The following is a 16,708-nucleotide window of genomic DNA, read 5'->3' as shown; positions in this document are numbered from 1 at the left end:
ATAGCTATCAAGGCAATACCATCGCGCGGCAGAGGCACAAAAAGCTCAAATTTTTTGCCTTAAACAACACGCCCTGCGTCGATGGTGATGCGATGTTCACATTGCGCGGCGATGGCCCGGTCGTGGGTGTCAAGGACCAGGGTGGTGCCCTGCTCGCGGTTCAGCTCGAACATGAGCCGCATGATGGTCTCGCCGGTTGCAAAGTCCAGGCTGCCCGTGGGCTCGTCGGCCAGCAGCACGGCGGGCTGCACCACAAAGGCCCGCGCCAGCGCCACGCGCTGCTGTTCGCCGCCCGACAGCACCTTGGGGTAGTGCGACAGGCGCTGACCCAGGCCCACGCGGGCCAGCATCTCGGTGGCGGCCTTGCGCGCGTTTTTTCGGACCTCGGGGCGATTGGACAGCTCCAGCGGCAGCATCACGTTCTCCAGCGCCGTGAGGTTGCCCATGAGCTGGAAGCTCTGAAACACAAAACCCACCTTCTGCGCGCGCAGCGCGGCGCGCTCGTCTTCGTCGATGGCAAACAGGTCATGGCCGTCCAGCCGCACTGTGCCGCGCGTGGGGGTATCGAGCCCCGCGATGATGGACAGCAGCGTGCTTTTGCCCGAGCCCGAGGCGCCCACGATGGCGGCGGTTTCCCTCGCGGCCAGGCGGAAATCGATATCCCGCAGAATGTCGAGGGTCCCGGTGGAATCGGTCACCGACTTGAAGACATGCTCCACGGCGATGATGGGGGTTGCGGACGGTGTCTGCGGCAGTGGGGAGGATTCGGACATGAAAGGATTTTTGCTTTGATTCGATACCTACGTCGGCGCCACTTTATCGTGAGCGCAGCCACCGGCGCGCTGGTGGGGCTTTGCGCCCCGGTCGTCCTCGCCCAGGCCAAGGCCCCGACACAGCCCGCACGCGCGCCCTTGCTGCTGGTGCTGGGCGACTCGCTCAGCGCCGAATACGGCCTGGCGCGCGGCACCGGCTGGGTGGCACTGCTGGAGAAACAACTGGCGCAGGACAAGATGAATGTCACCGTGGTCAACGCCAGCGTGAGCGGCGAGACCACCTCGGGCGGCCGCTCGCGCCTGGCGGCGCTGCTGGCCCAGCACAAGCCCACGCATGTGGTCATTGAGCTGGGCGGCAACGATGCCCTGCGCGGCCTGCCGCTCAAGAACACCGAAGAAAATCTGACCTGGATGACCCAGGCCGCGCAAAAAGCAGGCGCCAAGGTCTTGCTGGTGGGCATGCAGGTGCCGCCCAACTATGGCACCGACTACGCGAACAAGTTTGCGGGTTTGTTTGCCACCGTGGCGCAGACCCAGAAGGCGGCCGTGGTGCCCTTTCTGCTGAAAGGGGTGGCGGATGGGCCGGACCCAACCCGCCTGTTCCAGCCTGACCGCATCCATCCGCGCGCCGAGGCACATCCGCAGATGCTGGCCAATGTGTGGCCGGAACTGAAAAAGCTGCTGCGCTGAAGATAAACAGCCCCAGGCAGCTCCAGGCTGTCAGGCGCTGGCGGGGCCCCCGGGCTGGCCGGGGGTGGCAGCATCACCCGCAGGCTGGTCGTCAGCGGGCTGGTCCCCGTGCGGCTCATCCGGTCTGCGGTGCGCCTTGGCCCTCAGCTTCTCTTCTTTTTTCTGTTTTTTGGCGAGTTCGCGCTGGCGCTTTTCGTATCCGTAGTTAGGTGTTGCCAAGGTAATTGCTTCCTGAAGTAGAGGCCCACTGTAACAGCATGCTCCTTGGAACCGACTCCAAGAACCTGCTCGAAGCATCACGCCGCAGCAGGCGGTGGCGGCGTGACCCGTGCAACCGATGCGCGGTAGGCATGCCAGCTCGCAAAGCCCAGCACCGGGCCCGCCAGCAGCAGCCCCACGCCCCAGAACCACAGCGATGCCGCCACGATGGTGGTGATGAGCGCGCCCCACAGCAGCATGACCAGCGGGTTCTCCAACACCACCCGCATGCTGGTGATGCCTGCGGTCAGGGCATCGGTGTCGCGGTCCAGGATCATGGGGATGGACACCACCGAGGTGGAAAACACCAGCGCGGCGAATACCCCGCCCACCACGGCATATACGGCCACAAAACTCCAGTTCTGCGGGTTGAACACCGCCTGCAGCACACCGGTGGTGGACGGCATGCCGGTGTTGAAGAACACTGCAAACACCACCAGCGATGCACGGCCCCAGAGCAACTCCAGCACCACGAGCACCAGCACCAGCATGCCCATGCTGCTCATGTGGCTGTCCCAGCAGGTGAGCGATTCGCTGAGTTGCGGCTTCAGCCCGGCCTCGCGCCGGCGGCTGGTGTCATACAGCCCCATGGCCAGAAACGGCCCCAGCAGCAAGCAGCCGCTGGCCATGGACATGGTGTATTCAGGCCGCGTGCGGAACACCCAGCCCAGCACCACGGCCATGCCCCAGAAACACAGGCCATAGAACAGCGCAATTCCCGGTGCGGCGCGCACATCGCCCAGGCCCTGCAGCAACCACCGGAAGGGATCGGCCAGGCCCAGAGCTTGCAGCTCGACAGGCTGGGCCGTCTGGGCTTTCACGCGGTTGGCGATGGCCTCGGCCTGCTGGGATTCCGAGGGATCTGGCGCGTTGAGTGCGTCTGGCGCGGGCTTGGAGGATGTCGCGTTCATGCCGCCACACTAAGCCCGCCCGTTCGGCCGCGCCACTGAGGAAAGCCCGTATCCCGGGCTGCATCGACCGCCGGCTGCGGTGCCAATGCCGTTCAGGCGGCGGGCAAGGCCCGTTCCATGGCCTGCTGCAGATCGCGCCGCAGGTCTTCCACCGCTTCGAGCCCGATGGAAAAACGCACCAGCGTGCCCGACTTCAGGTGCTGCGGAGGACGGCTGCGCATGCTGCCGATGGTGTAGGGCACAACCAGGCTCATGGGGCCGCCCCAGCTGTAGCCCAGCTTGAACAGACGCAGGCCGTCGCAGAACGCGTCCACCTGCTGCTGCGTGTAGCGCGCATCGATCATCACGCTGAACAAACCCGCCGCCGCGCCCTGCCCGCCGTGGGCCGCGCCACACAGCGCCTTCCACTGCGCATGGCCGGGGGCGCCTTCCAGCGCGGGGTGCAGCACCTGCGCAATGGCTGGCTGCTGCTGCAGCCAGCGCGCCAGCGCACGGGCGGCTTCGTCATGGGCGCGGTAGCGCAGGCCGATGCTGGGCAGCGCGCGCAGCACGGCCTCAACATCGTTCACCCCCACGCCCAGGCCCAGCCGCATGTGGGTCAGCTTGATCTTCATGTGCAGCCCCAGGTCGCGCGTGATGACGCTGCCCATGAGCACATCGCCGCCGCCGCTGGGGTACTTGGTGAGGGCATGGGCCGAGATGTCCACGCCCAGGCTGCCGTCGCCCGTCAGGTCAAACGGTGCAAACGCCAGACCTGCGCCCCAGGTGTTGTCCAGCGCCGTGGTCACGCCGCGTGCGCGGCAGATGCGCACCTGCTCGCACAGATCGGGGAACTCCATGCTCACCGAGCCCGGGGCCTCCAGCCACACCAGCCGTGTGGCGGGAGTGATGCGGGCGGCCAGGTCCGCCGGGTCCAGCGGGTCATAGAACACATGGGTGATGCCAAAACGGGCCAGCTCGCCGTTGGCGAAATCCTTGCCGGGGCCGTAGGCGTTGTCCGGAATCAGCACCTCGTCGCCGGGCTTGAGCAGGGCCAGCCCCACGTTGGCGATGGCGGCCAGGCCGCTGGGCACCAGCACGCACTGCAAACCGCCCTCCAGCGTGCACAGGCGCTCTTCCAGAATGAAGGTGGTGGGTGTGCCATGCAGGCCGTAGGTGTAGCCACTCTTGTCTTTCCATTCGCGCGAGCGCATGGCTGCGACGCTGGGGAAGATGACGGTGGACGCCTTGTAGACCCCGGGCTGGGGGGCTTCAAAACCGGCGGGGGGCAGGTAGCCGTGGTGGACGATGCGGGTGGCGAGATCGGTGTCATGGTCTTTCATGCCGACCATGGTAGCGCGCCGCCCAGAGCCAGCCTGGGCGGCGCGGTGCATGCGAGCTGCAGCGGATTGCCGCGGGTTTAGCTGGCGCTTACCACCAGCTGGTTGTTCACCGAGGTCACGCCGCTGACCGCCTTGGCAATGCTCTCTGCGCGGTCACGGGCCACGGTGGATGGGGCGGGGCCGTTCAGCGTGACCTTGCCGTTCACGGTGTCCACATTGATCTTGACGGCACTGAGGTCGGGGTCCTTGGCCAGGCCCGCACTCACCTGGGCGGTGATGGTGGCGTCATCAATCGCCCCCTTGGCGGTATCGGCGGCCTGCTTGGCTGTCGCTTCGGCGCTGGCAGCGCTCTTTTCCATCTTGGTTTCCGCACTCTGCATGGCCGCTTCGGCCTTGGCGCGGGCATCTGCAGCGGCCTGCTCGGTCTTCTCGACAGCGGAGTCGAGCCGCTGGCCCACCGTGGGCTCTTCGGTCTTGCCGCAGGCCGCCAGCCCCAGGGCCAGGGCGCTCACGGCCAGCAGGCTGGCTACGCGGTGGGCGGGGTGGAAGCTGGTTTTTGTCGAGGTGTTCATGTCGTGACTCCTTCAGGTTGGAACATGGGCCCCACTGTAGGCAGCCCCCCAGGGCCTGCGGGTCGGACAGGGCCGAACTGCCTGTAGGACGGTGCCGGGCGGCTCTGCCGGGCCGTTGCCCATGCCAAAGGCATCACCCCCGCCTTGGCACGCGACAATCGGGCCATGATTTCGCCGTCGCTGACCCGCTGGTTTCCGTTTCTCACCTGGCCCCGCCCCGACCGCCACCTGCTCAAGGGCGAGTTCTGGGCCGGCATGACCGTGGGCCTGATGCTGGTGCCCCAGGGCGTGGCCTATGCCGCGCTGGCGGGCATGCCGCTGGTCACGGGCATCTACGCCTCGCTGATCCCTGCGCTGATCGCCGTGTTGTTCAGCGCCTCCACCCGGCTGGGCGTGGGGCCTACAGCACTCACCAGCCTGCTGATTGGCGCATCGCTCACGGGTCTGGCCGAGCCCGGCAGTGCCCAGTGGGTGGCCATGGCGGCGTGGATGGCCATGCTCTCGGGCCTGCTGCAGCTGGTGATGGGGCTGGCGCGTTTTGGCTGGCTGCTCAACCTGGTCACCTCGCCGGTGCTCAATGGTTTCACGCAGGCGGCGGCGCTGCTGATCCTGGGCTCGCAGCTGGGTGCGCTCACCGGCCTCAGGGCCGCAGAATGGAGCACCCTGCTGACCACGCCCTCGCCCGGCCTGTTCGACATGACGGCCGCTGCCTTCGGTCTGGGCAGCCTGGCACTGCTGATGCTGGCACGCCGCTGGCGGCCCAACTTTCCGGCCGCCATCGTGGTGGTGGGGGCTGCCGGGGCACTGAGCTGGGCCCTGGGGTATGCCGATGCCGGTGGCGCGGTGGTGGGCACCCTGCCATCGGGCCTGCCCGCCCCGTACTGGCCGGGCGCCCTGCCCTGGTCCAGCTTTTCGGCCCTGGTGATGCCAGTGCTGGTGGTCACACTGGTGAGTTTTCTGGAGACCGCCTCCAGCGCCAAGGTTGAGAGCCAACGCTCGGGCGAGCAATGGAACGAAAACCAGGACCTGATCGGCCAGGGCCTGGCCAAGATCAGCAGCGGCCTGTGTGGCAGCTTTGCCACCAGCGCATCGTTCTCGCGCTCGGCCATCAACCTGTATGCCGGCGCCAAAAGCGGCTGGGCCACGTTGTTTGCGCTCAGCCTGGTGCTGGTCGTGCTGCTGTGGCTCACGCCTGCGCTGTACCACGTGCCGCAGTCGGTGCTGGCAGCAGTGGTGGTCACGGCCGTGACCAGCCTCATCAAGCCCGGCACGATGCTGCGGCTGTGGCGGGTGTCGCGGGTCGAGGCCGTGATCGGCGGCATCACCTTCGCCCTGACGCTGGCCACGGCGCCGCGCATGTACTGGGGCGTGCTGGTGGGGCTGCTGATGAACCTGAGCCACTTTCTGTACCAGCGGCTGCACCCGCGCATCATTGAAGTGGGCCTGCACCCCGATGGCAGCCTGCGCGACCGCCACCTGTGGCACCTGCCTCCCCTAGCCCCCCGCCTGCTGGCGCTGCGAATGGATGCCGAACTCGACTTTGCCTCGGCCAGCGCACTGGAGCGGCGGGTGGCCGAGCACCTGGCCCAGCACCCTGACGTGGTGCACCTGTGCCTGCTGGCCCAGCCCATCAACCGCATCGACGTGACCGGGGTGGAAACCTTCGCGCAGTTGCTGGCGCTGATGCAATCCCGGGGCGGAACCCTGCACCTGAGCGGCCTCAAGCTACCCGCCGAGCAGGTGTTGCGGCAGGCGGGCCTGCTGGAGCCCCGTGCCGGGCTGGCCATGTACCGCACCGACGCCGACATGCTGATGGCCATGCAGCATCTGCCCGAACCCACGCCCCGGGTGTAGAACGGCGCCAGACAAGCCCCTGCGCGGGTTTAACCTACACTCCGGACAGGCACTGGGATAACCCCTGCGCTGGTACACTGCGCAAACTCTCTTTGCTCGATTTGTGTCTGATTCTGCGGCCTCTCATCTGGTAGATCTGCGCGAACTTCGCCTGGATACTGCTCACGCGCTGGTGGCTCAGGCCGGCGGCAGTGAAGCAGCGTTGCACCGCGAAGCCCCTTCGCGCTACTTGCAAGGCCTGATCGATGGCCTGTGCGAACTGTCCCTCAAAGACCCCCTCACCGGCTTGGCCAACCGCCGGCATTTCCGCGCGGTGCTGGAGCGCGAGATCGACCGCGTGACGCGCTCGGGCGAAGCCGCCCTGCTGCTCATGCTCGACATCGACCACTTCAAGAAAGTGAACGACACACATGGCCACCTGGCGGGCGATGTGGTGCTGCAGTCGGTGGCCCGCACGCTCAGCGCCTGTGTGCGCCCTATGGACACCCTGGCGCGCTACGGCGGCGAGGAGTTTGCCGTGGTGCTGCCCGCCTGCCAGGCCGCGTTTGGCCGCGTGGTCGCCGAACGCATCCGCCGGGCCGTGGCCAACACCCCCATCCGCATCTCGCCCGGGGTGGAGCTGAACGTGACGGTGAGTATCGGGGGCGCCTTTGCCATGCAGTGGATCCGCTCGACCACCCTGCTCTGGACCGACCGGGCCGACCACCAGCTCTACCAGGCCAAATCGGCCGGACGCAACCGCGTCAGCATTGAGGAGCAACCCGACAGCACCGTCAGTGCCGAGGAAAAAAGCCTGTTGTTTGGCCCGCTCTACACCCCCTCGGGTTGGGGCGACCTGCCTCCGCTGGACCCCAACCCCACAGGCAGCGCCTACTGAAAGTTAGATGATGAGCGACGCGCTGACCCCTCAACCCACCACGCCTGCAACCCCTGCAGGCGCCACCACCCCCTCGGCCCCCGCCCCGGATGGCGCCCGCATCATTGCGGTCACCAGCGGCAAAGGCGGCGTGGGCAAGACCTTTGTTTCCGCCAACCTGGCAGCCGCCCTCACCCGCCGGGGCCAGCGTGTGCTGGTGCTGGACGCCGACCTGGGCCTGGCCAACCTCGACGTGGTGCTGAACCTGCACCCCAAGATCACATTGCACGATGTGTTCACAGGCAAGGCCGCGCTGGACGACGCCGTGATCGCCGCCCCGGGCGGTTTTGACGTGCTGCTGGCGGGCTCTGGCATGGTGGAGTATTCGCGCCTCACACCCGAGGTGCGCAACCAGTTTTTGAGCGTGATCCAGGCGCTCACGCCGCGCTACGACGTGGTGCTGCTGGACACCGGCGCGGGCATCTCCGATGTGGTGCTGTTCTCGGTGTCGCTGGCCTCTGAGGTGCTGATCGTGGCCACGCCCGAACCCACCTCGCTCACCGACGCCTACGCTGCCATCAAGGTGCTGGCCATGCAGCAAAAGCGCCAGCATGTGCGCATGGTCATCAACCAGGCGGCGCGCCCGGGCGATGGCCGCGCCATCACCAGCCAGCTGCAGCAGGTGCTGGATCGCTTTGTGAGCACCGAGTCCGGCCGCCCCATGCGTCTGCTCCACATGGGCGACATCCCGGCCGACCCCTCGGTGCGCGATGCCGTGATGCGACGCCAGCTGCTGCTGCTGCAAACCCCTGGTTGCCCGGCAGCGCTGGCCATTGCCCAGCTGGCCAACAAGATAGAAACCACGCTGCTGTCACCTGCAGCCTGACTGGCACATGCCAGGGCGCGCCTTGGCCACTGTGCCAACCTGACCCACAGGCCCGCCAGCGGGCCTTTGTGCATTTTTACTGCCGTGAACACCACCCACACCGTCCTCAACATCTCCTGCTACAAGTTTGTGCCGCTGCCCGACGCCGCCGCGCTGCGCGAGGTGCTGCACGAGCGCGCAGTGGCCGCGCAGCTCAAGGGCACCATCCTGCTGGCCGAGGAAGGCATCAACTTCTTTCTGGCAGGCCCGGCCGATGCGGTGCGGGGGTTTGTCGGGCAGCTGCGCACCGATGCCCGTTTTGCGGATCTGGAGCCCAAGGAGAGCTGGTCGGCCGCGGTGCCGTTTCGCAAGATGCTGGTCAAGGTCAAGCGCGAGATCATCCGCATGGACCACCCCACCATCCGCCCCGCCGAGGGCCGTGCGCCAGCCGTGGACCCAGCCACCTTGCGCCGCTGGCTGGACCAGGGGCATGACGACGAAGGCCGCGAGGTGGTCACGCTCGACACCCGCAACGCCTTCGAGGTGGACGCTGGCACCTTCGACAACGCCATTGACTGGCGCATCGACAAGTTCACCGAATTTCCGCCCGCTTTGCGCGCCCACAAGGCCGAGTTGCAGGACAAGACCGTGGTGAGCTTCTGCACCGGTGGCATCCGCTGCGAAAAGGCGGCCATCTTGATGCGCGAGGAAGGCCTGCACCATGTCTACCAGCTGGAAGGCGGCATCCTGAAGTACTTTGAGCTGACCGACGGCGCGCACTACCACGGCGGCTGTTTTGTGTTTGACGAGCGCGCCGTGCTGGCCACGGACCTGCGTGCGGCAGACAGCAAATAGCTATCAAATCAATAGCTAAAAAGGCATACCCATCGCGCGGTAGCGGCCATTTTTTCTTGAAATTCTGACCTGTTTCTTCAGCCACCCTGCAGCGCCTGCGCCAGATCGGCGGCGCAGGGCTGCTGCTGCAGGATCTTGCTGTACTCCCCCGACTGGCGCAGCGCTTTCAGCCCCCGGTTGAAGGCCTCCATGCGCTTGGCGCTGGCGGGCAGCTTCTCGCTCATCATCAGGTGGGTTGTGAAGTCGGGCACAAACAACTTGGGATGCGCCCGCACGCGGCGCGCCTGCTCGCCCGTGAACTTGGCGCCGAGCAGATCACAGGCCACGTTGCGGTCCAGCGGCACCACGTCCACACGGCCTGCCAGCAGCTTGTTGAGGTTGCTCACGTCGTCGGGCGCCACGTCTGCGCGCAGGGTGCCGTCCTTGACCATGCGCCAGAACGCGGGGGTGTAGCTGTAGTCGGCCACCACGCCAATGCGCAGGCCCGCCAGGTCCTGCAGACTGCTCCAGGTGAAGTTCCGGTCACTGCGGTAGAGGATCTGCCACTGCTCGGTCAGCACGTTGTCGCTGACCAGAAACCCCTTGTCGCGCTCGGCATTGCGGCCCCAGGCGGCAGTGGCATCCCACTTGCCGTCGCGCGTCTCGATCAGGGCGCGCGTCCAGGGCAAAAACACATATTCCACCTGCACCCCGGCCCTGGCAAACGCCTGCCGCACGATGTGCAGGGACATCCCTTGGTCCTTCCGCGCCGAGCTGGCATAGGGCGGCAGCTCGCCGGTGGAGATGCGCAGCGTTTCGGCCTGCGCACTGGCGCCCCCCGCACACGCCAGCAGCAAGCCCCACAAAAGGCAAAGATGGCGTCGCATGGCGTGCTCCTTTTTTGACCACAGAGGAAAACAACCTAACCAGCTGTGTGCGTTGTGTCAATGTCGAGGCGCCGACATAATGGCCCAACCCCGCTGGCAAGATCATTGCTTGCCCCTCTGACAACCCGGCCGTGCAGTCATGGCGCAGGTACCCCCAGCCCACGGCCCCATGCGTTTTTTCAAACCTTCTTCGCTGACCGCCAAAACCCTCGCCTGGGTGGTTGTGGCCAGCCTGGTGGCGTTTGCCGCCATCACCGGGGTCACTGTCTGGCAAGAAAGGGCCCTGCTGCTGCAACGGGCCCATGAGCAGGCCCAGCGCAGCGTGCAGCAAAACCTGCCCGCGCTCAGCGAAAGCCTCTGGAACTTCAACAACGCCAGCCTGCGCGCCCTGCTCAGCGGCATGGTGGGCGAAGGCGCCATCGTGCGCGCCGACATCCTGGACGGCGAGCGCACGCTGATGACGGTCTCGCGACCTGGCGAGGTACCACCCATCGACACCACCTGGACCGCCCCCATCGCGGATCCGACCCACCCCGGCGCTGGCCAGCCCCCGCTGGGCGAGATCCGCGTGTACGAGTCCTACGCTGCGCTGCGCGCCCAGCAGGCTGAAACCGCCTGGCGCATCGCCATCGCCCAATTGCTCCAGATCGCGAGCATTGCCGCCATGCTGGTGGTCATCGTGCGCTGGCTCATCATGCGTCACCTGTCGGCCCTGGCGCGGGCCGTCACCGGACTGAACCCGCTGGACCACCAGGACCGCATCCGCCTGCAGCGCCGAACCAGCGGCGCACAGCCCGACGAGCTGGACGCGCTGGTGGATGCCCTCAACCGCTTCCACACCGAACGTGCCACCGAAGCCGGGCTGCGCCTGCAGGCCGAACACGCGCTGCGAGCGCGCGTGCAGGAGATCGAGGCCACGCTGGGCGCGCTCAGCGACGGTGTGCTGGCCCTCAACAGTGCGGGCGAAGTGGCCTATGCCAACGGGGCGGCGGCGCGCCTGCTGGGCATGGCCGAGCCCGCCCTGCAAGGGCAGCCGTGGCACAACCTGCTGAGGCTGCTGGACGAGGCCACGGGCGAGCCGCGCGGCGAATGGCTGGAACAGGCCCGCCAGTCCGGCAAGCCGCAGCGCGTGCGTGGCGAGTTGCGCATTGCCCCGGCACACGCACGGGCCTTTGTGGCCGAACTCAACGCCGTGCCCCTGCACAACCCGGGGGACGTGGTGCTGCTGCTGGTGCTACGCGACATCTCCGAAGAAATCGACAAAGAGCGGCAGATCGTCTTCCAGGCCTTCCACGACCCGCTCACCGGCCTGGGCAACCGCTCCAAGCTGGCGCGCGACCTGCCACAGGACCTGGCCCGCGCGCGGGCGGCGCAGGGCCGCCTGGCCCTGCTGTTCATCGACCTGGACAACTTCAAGGACATCAACGACACCCTGGGCCACCAGGTGGGCGACCTGCTGCTGCGCCAGCTGGCGTTGCGCCTGCAGGCCACCGTGATGCCCCCGGCCTGGGTCACGCGCCATGGTGGCGACGAGTTTCTGGTGGTGCTGCCACAGCTGGACAGCGACGAGCAGGCCATTGCGCTGGCGCAGGAGCTGATGAACCAAATCCGCCGCCCGTTCACCCTGGAGGGCTACCAGCTGCATGTCACGCCCTCCGTGGGCATCAGCTTCTTCCCGGACCACGGCAGCACCCCGGCCGAACTCGTGAGCCGCGCGGACATGGGCATGTATGCAGCCAAGAAGCTCGGGCGCAACACCTACTGTGTCTTTGACGACCGGCAGCTGCAGGAGTCGTCGCGGCGGCTGAGCATGGAGAACGGACTGCGCACCGCGCTGGCCCAGAGCGAGTTCTGGCTGGCCTACCAGCCCAAGGTGGATCTGGCGACCGGCCGGGTGGCGGGTGTGGAAGCCTTGCTGCGCTGGGAAAGCCAGCAGCTCGGCCGCATCCCGCCGGCCAGCTTCATCCCCATTGCGGAGGAAAGCGGCCTCATCATCGACATCGGCGACTGGGTGCTGCGCGAAGCTATCGCCGCCGCACGGCGCTGGCGCGACATGCTGGGCACGGAAGTGCCCGTGGCGGTGAACGTGGCGGCAGCGCAGTTCCGCAGCCCGCGCCTGCTGCAGGCCCTGCGCGCCATCGCAGCCGAAGACCGCGACATCCCCCGCCTGATCCAGCTTGAAGTGACCGAAAGCGCGCTGATCAGCGGGCTGGAGGACGTGACCGGCAAGTTCATTGCCATCAAGGAGCTGGGCTACGGCATTGCCATCGACGATTTCGGCACCGGGTACTCATCCCTGTCGTACCTGAAGAACCTGCCGGTGGACACGCTCAAGATCGACCAGGCCTTCATCCGCGACCTGCACCGCAGCGCGCAGGACGTGACCATCGTCACGGCCGTGGTGCGCATGGGCCAGAGCCTGGGGTTTGCCATCGTGGCCGAAGGGGTGGAGGAAGCGCGCCATGTACAGATCCTCCAGGGCCTGGGCTGCGACCAGGGGCAGGGCTACCACTTCAGCCGCCCCGTGCCTGAGGCGGAGCTGATCCCCCTGCTCCGGCAGGGGTGCGGCACGGTCAAGGCCTGAAGCCTGAAAGGCGCTGCTGGCCGCAGGCGGTTTCAGTCCGCCTTGAAGCGCTGGGGCGGCAGCGGAATGAACTCCGTCTCGCCCGGCACCGGGTCAAACCGTTGGGCCTCCCAGTCTTGCGCCGCCTGCACGATCCGCTCCTTGCGGCTGGACACAAAGTTCCACCACATGTGGCGCGGGCCATCCAGCGCATCGCCGCCAATCACCATGAGCCGGGCCGCCGCATCGGCCGGGGCCGCGAGATGCATGCCCTGCCCGGTCTCGACCACGCCCAGCAGCTGCGCATCCAGCGGCTGGCCGTTGAGCTGGACTGGCTGGTCTACCGTGTAGACCGCCATTTCCTGCGCCAGCGCCGGGATCTCCAGCGCGGCACCTGCGGACAGTTGCACATCCAGGTACAGCGTGGGCGACAAGGTGGCCACCGGCGAGGTCTGGCCGAAGGCCGTACCGATGAGCACGCGCACCGTGGCGCCTGCGGCACCACCTGCATCGGCCACATGCACCTCGGGAATGTCGGCAGCAGGTGTGTGCACAAAAGACGGGGCCGCCTCTTCATGCGCCACCGGCAGCGCCGTCCACAGCTGGATACCGTGGTTCACATAGGACTGGTTTGCCAGGCTTTCTGGGCGCCGCTCGGAATGCACGATGCCCCGACCCGCTGTCATCCAGTTGATGGCGCCGGGCTCGATCTGCTGCACGCAGCCCAGGCTGTCGCGGTGCATGATGGCGCCAGAGAACAGGTAGGACACCGTTGCCAAGCCAATGTGCGGATGGGGCCGCACATCGTGGCTGTCGCCCGGCAAAACCGTCACCGGACCGAAGTGGTCGAAGAACAGGAAGGGCCCCACGGCCTTCCGCTGCACTGCGGGCAGCAAGCGGCGCACGGTAAAGCCACCGCCCAGGTCCTTGGCATGGCCCTTGAGGGGCAGGAAGGTGGGCGATTCGCTCATGCTGCACGCTCCACCGCAGTGCTGATCTCGGTGGTCACCGTGGTCATCAGCTTGTGCACGGGGCATTTCTGCGCCACGGTTTCCAGTTCGGCGATCTGGGCATCGGTGAGGTCGCCGCTGACCTGCAACCGGGTCGCGAGGCGGTAAACGCCCGTGCGCTCGGCCGAGGCATCGCGCTCGACCACGGTCTGCACATCGTCTACCGGCAGGCCCTTGCGGCGTGCGTACCACAACACCGTGAGCGCCTTGCAGGCCCCCAGTGCAGCGTCATACAGATCGTGCGGGCTGGGGCCGCTGTCGGTGCCGCCCTCCTCCACACTGCCATCGGCCATGAGTTCGTGCGCGCGGATGTGCACGGTCTGGGCCATGGGCGCGCCGGGGACGCGCCGCAATTCAACTGCCATGGGGTGTTCTCCTGGTTGTGCTGGGGCGCGCCACTGTAGCGCCAAAAGTGGGCTGGACCTTAACGGTCGAGTCGGCGGGCCACGTCGGCCACGCGCTGGCCGAACTGCTTGCCCGTCTCCAGGTCGCCGGGGAACATCTCGGCAGCCGAGGCATCGGACGGCGACTGCGCCATGGCGCCGCTGAACGAGCCGATCCAGTTCACATCGTTGCGCGTGGCTGCCTTGGAGTTGGCAGGCATCATGCCGTTGCCTACCCAGATGCCGCCGTGCTGCATGGCCAGGTGGAACATGTAGTCCAGCGTGATCTGCTTGTCGCCATTGGTGCTGGCGCTGTTGGTGAAGCCTGCGAACAGCTTGTCCTTCCAGGCCTGGCTGAACCAGGGCTTGGACGAGGCATCGGCAAACTTCTTGAACTGCCAGCTGGGGCCGGCCATGTAGGTGGGCGAGCCAAAGATGATGGCGCTGGCGGCCGCCAGCGTCTCCCAGCCGCCTTCGGGCAGGTTGCCCTCGGCATCAATGGCAACCAGCTGGGCGCCTGCGCCCTCGGCCACGGCTTGCGCCAGGCGTTGTGTATGACCGTAACCCGAGTGATAGACAACTGCGATCTGTGCCATGAGAAAACTCCTGTTGAAACGATGGGGAACGACGAAAGACAAAAAAACTAACCAGGGCGGATTGGATGCCAGAACCTGCAGCCCTGCGGGCTGCAGGCCCATTCATTCACACGCGCCGGATCAGCGGCCTGCACGGCGTGCGTCCAGGCTCCAGGCGCCCGCGCCAAACGCAGCCAGGGCCAGCAGGCCGCCGGTCACGCCCACGTTCTTGAAGAACATGAGCTGCTGCATCATCTGCTTGTCGGCGGGCAGGTTCCAGTAGGCGTGGAAGAAGAAGCTGGCCACCAGCGTGAAGAAGGCCAGAGCCAGCGCGGCAAACCGGGTGCCCACGCCAAAGATCAGCGCCAGGCTGCCCAGCACCTCCACCGCTGCCGCAATGGCGGCCGCCACCGTGGGCATGGGCAGGCCCACGGACGTGATGTAGCCCACGGTACCGGCAAAGCCGGTGAGCTTGCTGATGCCCGCAGGCAGGAACAGGGCGGCCAGCAGCAGGCGCGATGCCAGGGCCAGGGGGTTTTGCAGGGATGTGAACATGGTGAAGAACTCCTGAGTGAAAGTGGTTACGAAGTAAGAATCAGGCGGCCAGGTCAAACACCAGCACCTCGGCGTCGTGGCCATCGGTCAACGACAAGGTGGTTTCCTTTTCCATCAGCAGCGCATCGCCGCCCGACAGGGCCTGGCCGTTGGCGGTCAGTGCGCCGCGCACCAGGTGCACATAGGTTTTGCGGGCGGGGTTGAGCGCCAGCGTGGCGGATTCCGAGCCACTCAGCAAGCCTGCATACAGGGCCGCATCGGCATGGATCTTGACCGAGCCCTGGGCGCCGTCGGGCGATGCCACCAGGCGCAATGCGCCGCGCTTTTCAGCCTCGGCAAAGGTCTTTTGCTCGTAGCTCGGCGGAATGCCGCGCACATTGGGCTCGATCCAGATCTGCAGGAAATGCGTGGTCTGGCCGACAGCGTGGTTGAACTCGCTGTGCTGCACGCCCGTGCCCGCACTCATGCGCTGCACGTCGCCGGGTGGGATGCCCTTGATGTTGCCCATGCTGTCCTTGTGGGCCAGTTCGCCCGACAGCACGTAGCTGATGATTTCCATGTCGCGGTGGCCATGGGTGCCAAACCCGGTACCCGGCGCAATGCGGTCTTCGTTGATGACGCGCAGGTTGCCAAAGCCCATGTGGGCGGGGTCGTAGTACCCGGCAAACGAGAAGCTATGGAAGGAATTGAGCCAGCCATGGTCGGCGTGGCCCCGGTCTTGCGATTTACGAACAGTCAGCATGGTGATGGCTCCTTTGAAGACTCGACTGTAGGACTGCAAGCCTGCCTGCGGGGGCAGGTGAATTGATGGCAATGTTCAAATAATCTGAATTAACATGGCACCACCATGCAAAACACCCGCGATGTCCTCACCCCCGATGCGCTGACCATGCTGCAGGTGATTGCCGAGGCGGGCAGCTTTGCCGCCGCCGCACGGCAGCTGGGCCTGGTGCCCAGTGCCCTCACCTACCGCGTGCGGCAGATTGAAGACGCGCTGGACGTGCTGCTGTTCGACCGCAGCGCGCGCCAGGCCCGCCCCACCGAAGCGGGGGTGGAGCTGCTGCGCGAAGGCGCGCGCCTGCTGCAGGACATCGACGCCGTGGCCCATCGCGTGCGCCGCGTGGCCACGGGCTGGGAGCCGCAGCTCACGCTGTCCATCGACGGCATCGTCTCGCCCCACACCATGCTGGAGCTGGTGGACGCCTTCTATGCCATGCAGCCACCCACACGGCTGAAGCTGCGCGACGGCATCATGACCGGCACGCTGGAAGCCCTCACCTCAGGCCGTGCCGACCTGGCGATTGGTGTCTCGGTGGCGGGCAACAACGTGGCGGGCCTGCAGCAGGCCTTGCTGGGGGATGTGCTGTTCATCTACGTGGTGGCGCCGCACCACCCGCTGGCCACTGCGCCCGAACCCATCTCCGACGCCACCCTGCTGGAGCACCGGGCCGTGGCCGTGGCCGACTCGGCCACGCGCGGCGGCGCCACCATGGGCCTGCTGGGCGGGCAGGATGTGCTCACGGTGGACACCATGCAGGCCAAGGTGCAGGTACAGCTGCGTGGCCTGGGCGGCGGCTTTCTGCCCGAGCCCATGGTGCGCCCCTATGTGGAGGCCGGCCGTCTGGTGGCGCGCCGCGTGGCCCGGCCCGAGCGCAACGTGCGGGTGCACTACGCCTGGGGCGGCCCGGGCTTCACCGCGCCCGGCAGGGCACTGCAGTGGTGGCTGAACCAGCTGCAAAGCCCCGCCACACGCCGTGCTCTGCTGGAAAACCACCATCATTTCTGATCCCGATCAAGCGC

General features: G+C 66.7%; 18 protein-coding genes. 7 read left to right on the top strand and 11 right to left on the bottom strand.

Annotation, left to right across the window (positions count from 1 at the left end; translation table 11 throughout):
- Positions 1-59: 59 nt before the first annotated feature.
- Positions 60-773 (bottom strand): ABC transporter ATP-binding protein, encoded by a 714-nt coding sequence (locus tag AC07Z7_RS15130; protein WP_494766732.1) that lies wholly within the window; start codon positions 771-773, stop codon positions 60-62.
- A 15-nt stretch (positions 774-788) separates the two neighbouring features.
- Between AC07Z7_RS15130 and AC07Z7_RS15125 the strand changes: the two genes are divergently transcribed.
- Positions 789-1,463: an arylesterase gene (locus AC07Z7_RS15125; RefSeq protein ID WP_494766731.1), complete on the top strand. Its 675-nt coding sequence runs from the start codon at positions 789-791 to the stop codon at positions 1,461-1,463.
- Between the two features lie 30 nt (positions 1,464-1,493).
- Here AC07Z7_RS15125 and AC07Z7_RS15120 read toward each other — a convergent pair whose 3' ends face one another.
- The 4 genes from AC07Z7_RS15120 to AC07Z7_RS15105 all read right to left on the bottom strand — a co-directional run bounded on the left by AC07Z7_RS15120 (position 1,494) and on the right by AC07Z7_RS15105 (position 4,526).
- Complete coding sequence (locus AC07Z7_RS15120; RefSeq protein ID WP_094290706.1) at positions 1,494-1,682, bottom strand: hypothetical protein; 189 nt, start codon at positions 1,680-1,682, stop codon at positions 1,494-1,496.
- Positions 1,683-1,759: 77 nt separating this feature from the next.
- Positions 1,760-2,632 (bottom strand): DUF2189 domain-containing protein, encoded by an 873-nt coding sequence (locus AC07Z7_RS15115; RefSeq protein WP_252660142.1) that lies wholly within the window; start codon positions 2,630-2,632, stop codon positions 1,760-1,762.
- 92 nt (positions 2,633-2,724) lie between these two features.
- The gene (locus AC07Z7_RS15110) at positions 2,725-3,963 is read right to left on the bottom strand and encodes a PLP-dependent transferase (protein WP_494766754.1); all 1,239 of its coding nucleotides are present in this window, start codon (positions 3,961-3,963) and stop codon (positions 2,725-2,727) included.
- 68 nt (positions 3,964-4,031) lie between these two features.
- A complete protein-coding gene (locus AC07Z7_RS15105; protein WP_494766730.1) occupies positions 4,032-4,526 on the bottom strand; it encodes a BON domain-containing protein in 495 nt (164 codons plus the stop codon).
- Positions 4,527-4,691: 165 nt separating this feature from the next.
- Here AC07Z7_RS15105 and AC07Z7_RS15100 point away from each other — a divergent pair, with 165 nt between their 5' ends.
- The 4 genes from AC07Z7_RS15100 (at position 4,692) to AC07Z7_RS15085 (ending at position 8,956) form a co-directional block, all read left to right on the top strand.
- Positions 4,692-6,380, top strand: a complete 1,689-nt coding sequence (locus AC07Z7_RS15100) for a SulP family inorganic anion transporter (protein ID WP_494766729.1) — start codon at positions 4,692-4,694, stop codon at positions 6,378-6,380.
- Positions 6,381-6,483: 103 nt separating this feature from the next.
- Entirely contained in the window at positions 6,484-7,257 is a 774-nt protein-coding gene (locus AC07Z7_RS15095) for a GGDEF domain-containing protein (RefSeq protein ID WP_094290703.1), read from the top strand.
- Positions 7,258-7,267: 10 nt separating this feature from the next.
- Complete coding sequence (locus AC07Z7_RS15090; protein WP_094290746.1) at positions 7,268-8,122, top strand: MinD/ParA family protein; 855 nt, start codon at positions 7,268-7,270, stop codon at positions 8,120-8,122.
- 84 nt (positions 8,123-8,206) lie between these two features.
- Positions 8,207-8,956 (top strand): sulfurtransferase, encoded by a 750-nt coding sequence (locus AC07Z7_RS15085; RefSeq protein ID WP_494766728.1) that lies wholly within the window; start codon positions 8,207-8,209, stop codon positions 8,954-8,956.
- 77 nt (positions 8,957-9,033) lie between these two features.
- On the opposite strand, the gene AC07Z7_RS15080 is transcribed toward AC07Z7_RS15085, so the two are convergent.
- Entirely contained in the window at positions 9,034-9,822 is a 789-nt protein-coding gene (locus tag AC07Z7_RS15080) for a substrate-binding periplasmic protein (RefSeq protein ID WP_494766727.1), read from the bottom strand.
- 169 nt (positions 9,823-9,991) lie between these two features.
- Here AC07Z7_RS15080 and AC07Z7_RS15075 point away from each other — a divergent pair, with 169 nt between their 5' ends.
- The gene (locus AC07Z7_RS15075; protein ID WP_494766726.1) at positions 9,992-12,406 is read left to right on the top strand and encodes a putative bifunctional diguanylate cyclase/phosphodiesterase; all 2,415 of its coding nucleotides are present in this window, start codon (positions 9,992-9,994) and stop codon (positions 12,404-12,406) included.
- 32 nt (positions 12,407-12,438) lie between these two features.
- Here the strand turns inward: AC07Z7_RS15075 and AC07Z7_RS15070 are convergent, their stop codons facing one another.
- The 5 genes from AC07Z7_RS15070 to AC07Z7_RS15050 all read right to left on the bottom strand — a co-directional run bounded on the left by AC07Z7_RS15070 (position 12,439) and on the right by AC07Z7_RS15050 (position 15,650).
- On the bottom strand, positions 12,439-13,356 hold the full coding sequence (locus tag AC07Z7_RS15070) for a pirin family protein (protein ID WP_494766725.1): 918 nt from the start codon (positions 13,354-13,356) through the stop codon (positions 12,439-12,441).
- Positions 13,353-13,760 carry an OsmC family protein gene (locus AC07Z7_RS15065; protein ID WP_494766724.1) on the bottom strand — a complete coding sequence of 136 codons (408 nt, stop codon included), beginning with the start codon at positions 13,758-13,760 and terminating at the stop codon, positions 13,353-13,355. Before AC07Z7_RS15065 ends, AC07Z7_RS15070 begins: the two co-directional genes overlap by 4 nt.
- Positions 13,761-13,819: 59 nt before the next feature.
- Positions 13,820-14,374: a flavodoxin family protein gene (locus tag AC07Z7_RS15060; protein ID WP_094290697.1), complete on the bottom strand. Its 555-nt coding sequence runs from the start codon at positions 14,372-14,374 to the stop codon at positions 13,820-13,822.
- Positions 14,375-14,494: 120 nt separating this feature from the next.
- A complete protein-coding gene (locus AC07Z7_RS15055; RefSeq protein ID WP_094290696.1) occupies positions 14,495-14,908 on the bottom strand; it encodes a DoxX family protein in 414 nt (137 codons plus the stop codon).
- A 40-nt stretch (positions 14,909-14,948) separates the two neighbouring features.
- Complete coding sequence (locus AC07Z7_RS15050) at positions 14,949-15,650, bottom strand: pirin family protein (protein WP_494766723.1); 702 nt, start codon at positions 15,648-15,650, stop codon at positions 14,949-14,951.
- A gap of 105 nt (positions 15,651-15,755) precedes the next feature.
- Here AC07Z7_RS15050 and AC07Z7_RS15045 point away from each other — a divergent pair, with 105 nt between their 5' ends.
- On the top strand, positions 15,756-16,694 hold the full coding sequence (locus tag AC07Z7_RS15045; RefSeq protein WP_494766722.1) for a LysR family transcriptional regulator: 939 nt from the start codon (positions 15,756-15,758) through the stop codon (positions 16,692-16,694).
- Positions 16,695-16,708: the final 14 nt, after the last annotated feature.

Source organism: Acidovorax sp. GW101-11A03 (assembly GCF_059424825.1).
The sequence above is the reverse complement of the archived record's forward strand: the minus strand, read 5'-3'. Positions and strand labels throughout refer to the sequence as shown.

Coding starts and splice junctions, on each gene's coding strand:
- AC07Z7_RS15130 (WP_494766732.1), bottom strand. CDS start 773: ATGTCCGAATCCTCCCCACTGCCGCAGACACCGTCCGCAACCCCCATC.
- AC07Z7_RS15115 (WP_252660142.1), bottom strand. CDS start 2,632: ATGAACGCGACATCCTCCAAGCCCGCGCCAGACGCACTCAACGCGCCA.
- AC07Z7_RS15110 (WP_494766754.1), bottom strand. CDS start 3,963: ATGGTCGGCATGAAAGACCATGACACCGATCTCGCCACCCGCATCGTC.
- AC07Z7_RS15105 (WP_494766730.1), bottom strand. CDS start 4,526: ATGAACACCTCGACAAAAACCAGCTTCCACCCCGCCCACCGCGTAGCC.
- AC07Z7_RS15100 (WP_494766729.1), top strand. CDS start 4,692: ATGATTTCGCCGTCGCTGACCCGCTGGTTTCCGTTTCTCACCTGGCCC.
- AC07Z7_RS15090 (WP_094290746.1), top strand. CDS start 7,268: ATGAGCGACGCGCTGACCCCTCAACCCACCACGCCTGCAACCCCTGCA.
- AC07Z7_RS15080 (WP_494766727.1), bottom strand. CDS start 9,822: ATGCGACGCCATCTTTGCCTTTTGTGGGGCTTGCTGCTGGCGTGTGCG.
- AC07Z7_RS15075 (WP_494766726.1), top strand. CDS start 9,992: ATGCGTTTTTTCAAACCTTCTTCGCTGACCGCCAAAACCCTCGCCTGG.
- AC07Z7_RS15070 (WP_494766725.1), bottom strand. CDS start 13,356: ATGAGCGAATCGCCCACCTTCCTGCCCCTCAAGGGCCATGCCAAGGAC.
- AC07Z7_RS15065 (WP_494766724.1), bottom strand. CDS start 13,760: ATGGCAGTTGAATTGCGGCGCGTCCCCGGCGCGCCCATGGCCCAGACC.
- AC07Z7_RS15060 (WP_094290697.1), bottom strand. CDS start 14,374: ATGGCACAGATCGCAGTTGTCTATCACTCGGGTTACGGTCATACACAA.
- AC07Z7_RS15055 (WP_094290696.1), bottom strand. CDS start 14,908: ATGTTCACATCCCTGCAAAACCCCCTGGCCCTGGCATCGCGCCTGCTG.
- AC07Z7_RS15050 (WP_494766723.1), bottom strand. CDS start 15,650: ATGCTGACTGTTCGTAAATCGCAAGACCGGGGCCACGCCGACCATGGC.
- AC07Z7_RS15045 (WP_494766722.1), top strand. CDS start 15,756: ATGCAAAACACCCGCGATGTCCTCACCCCCGATGCGCTGACCATGCTG.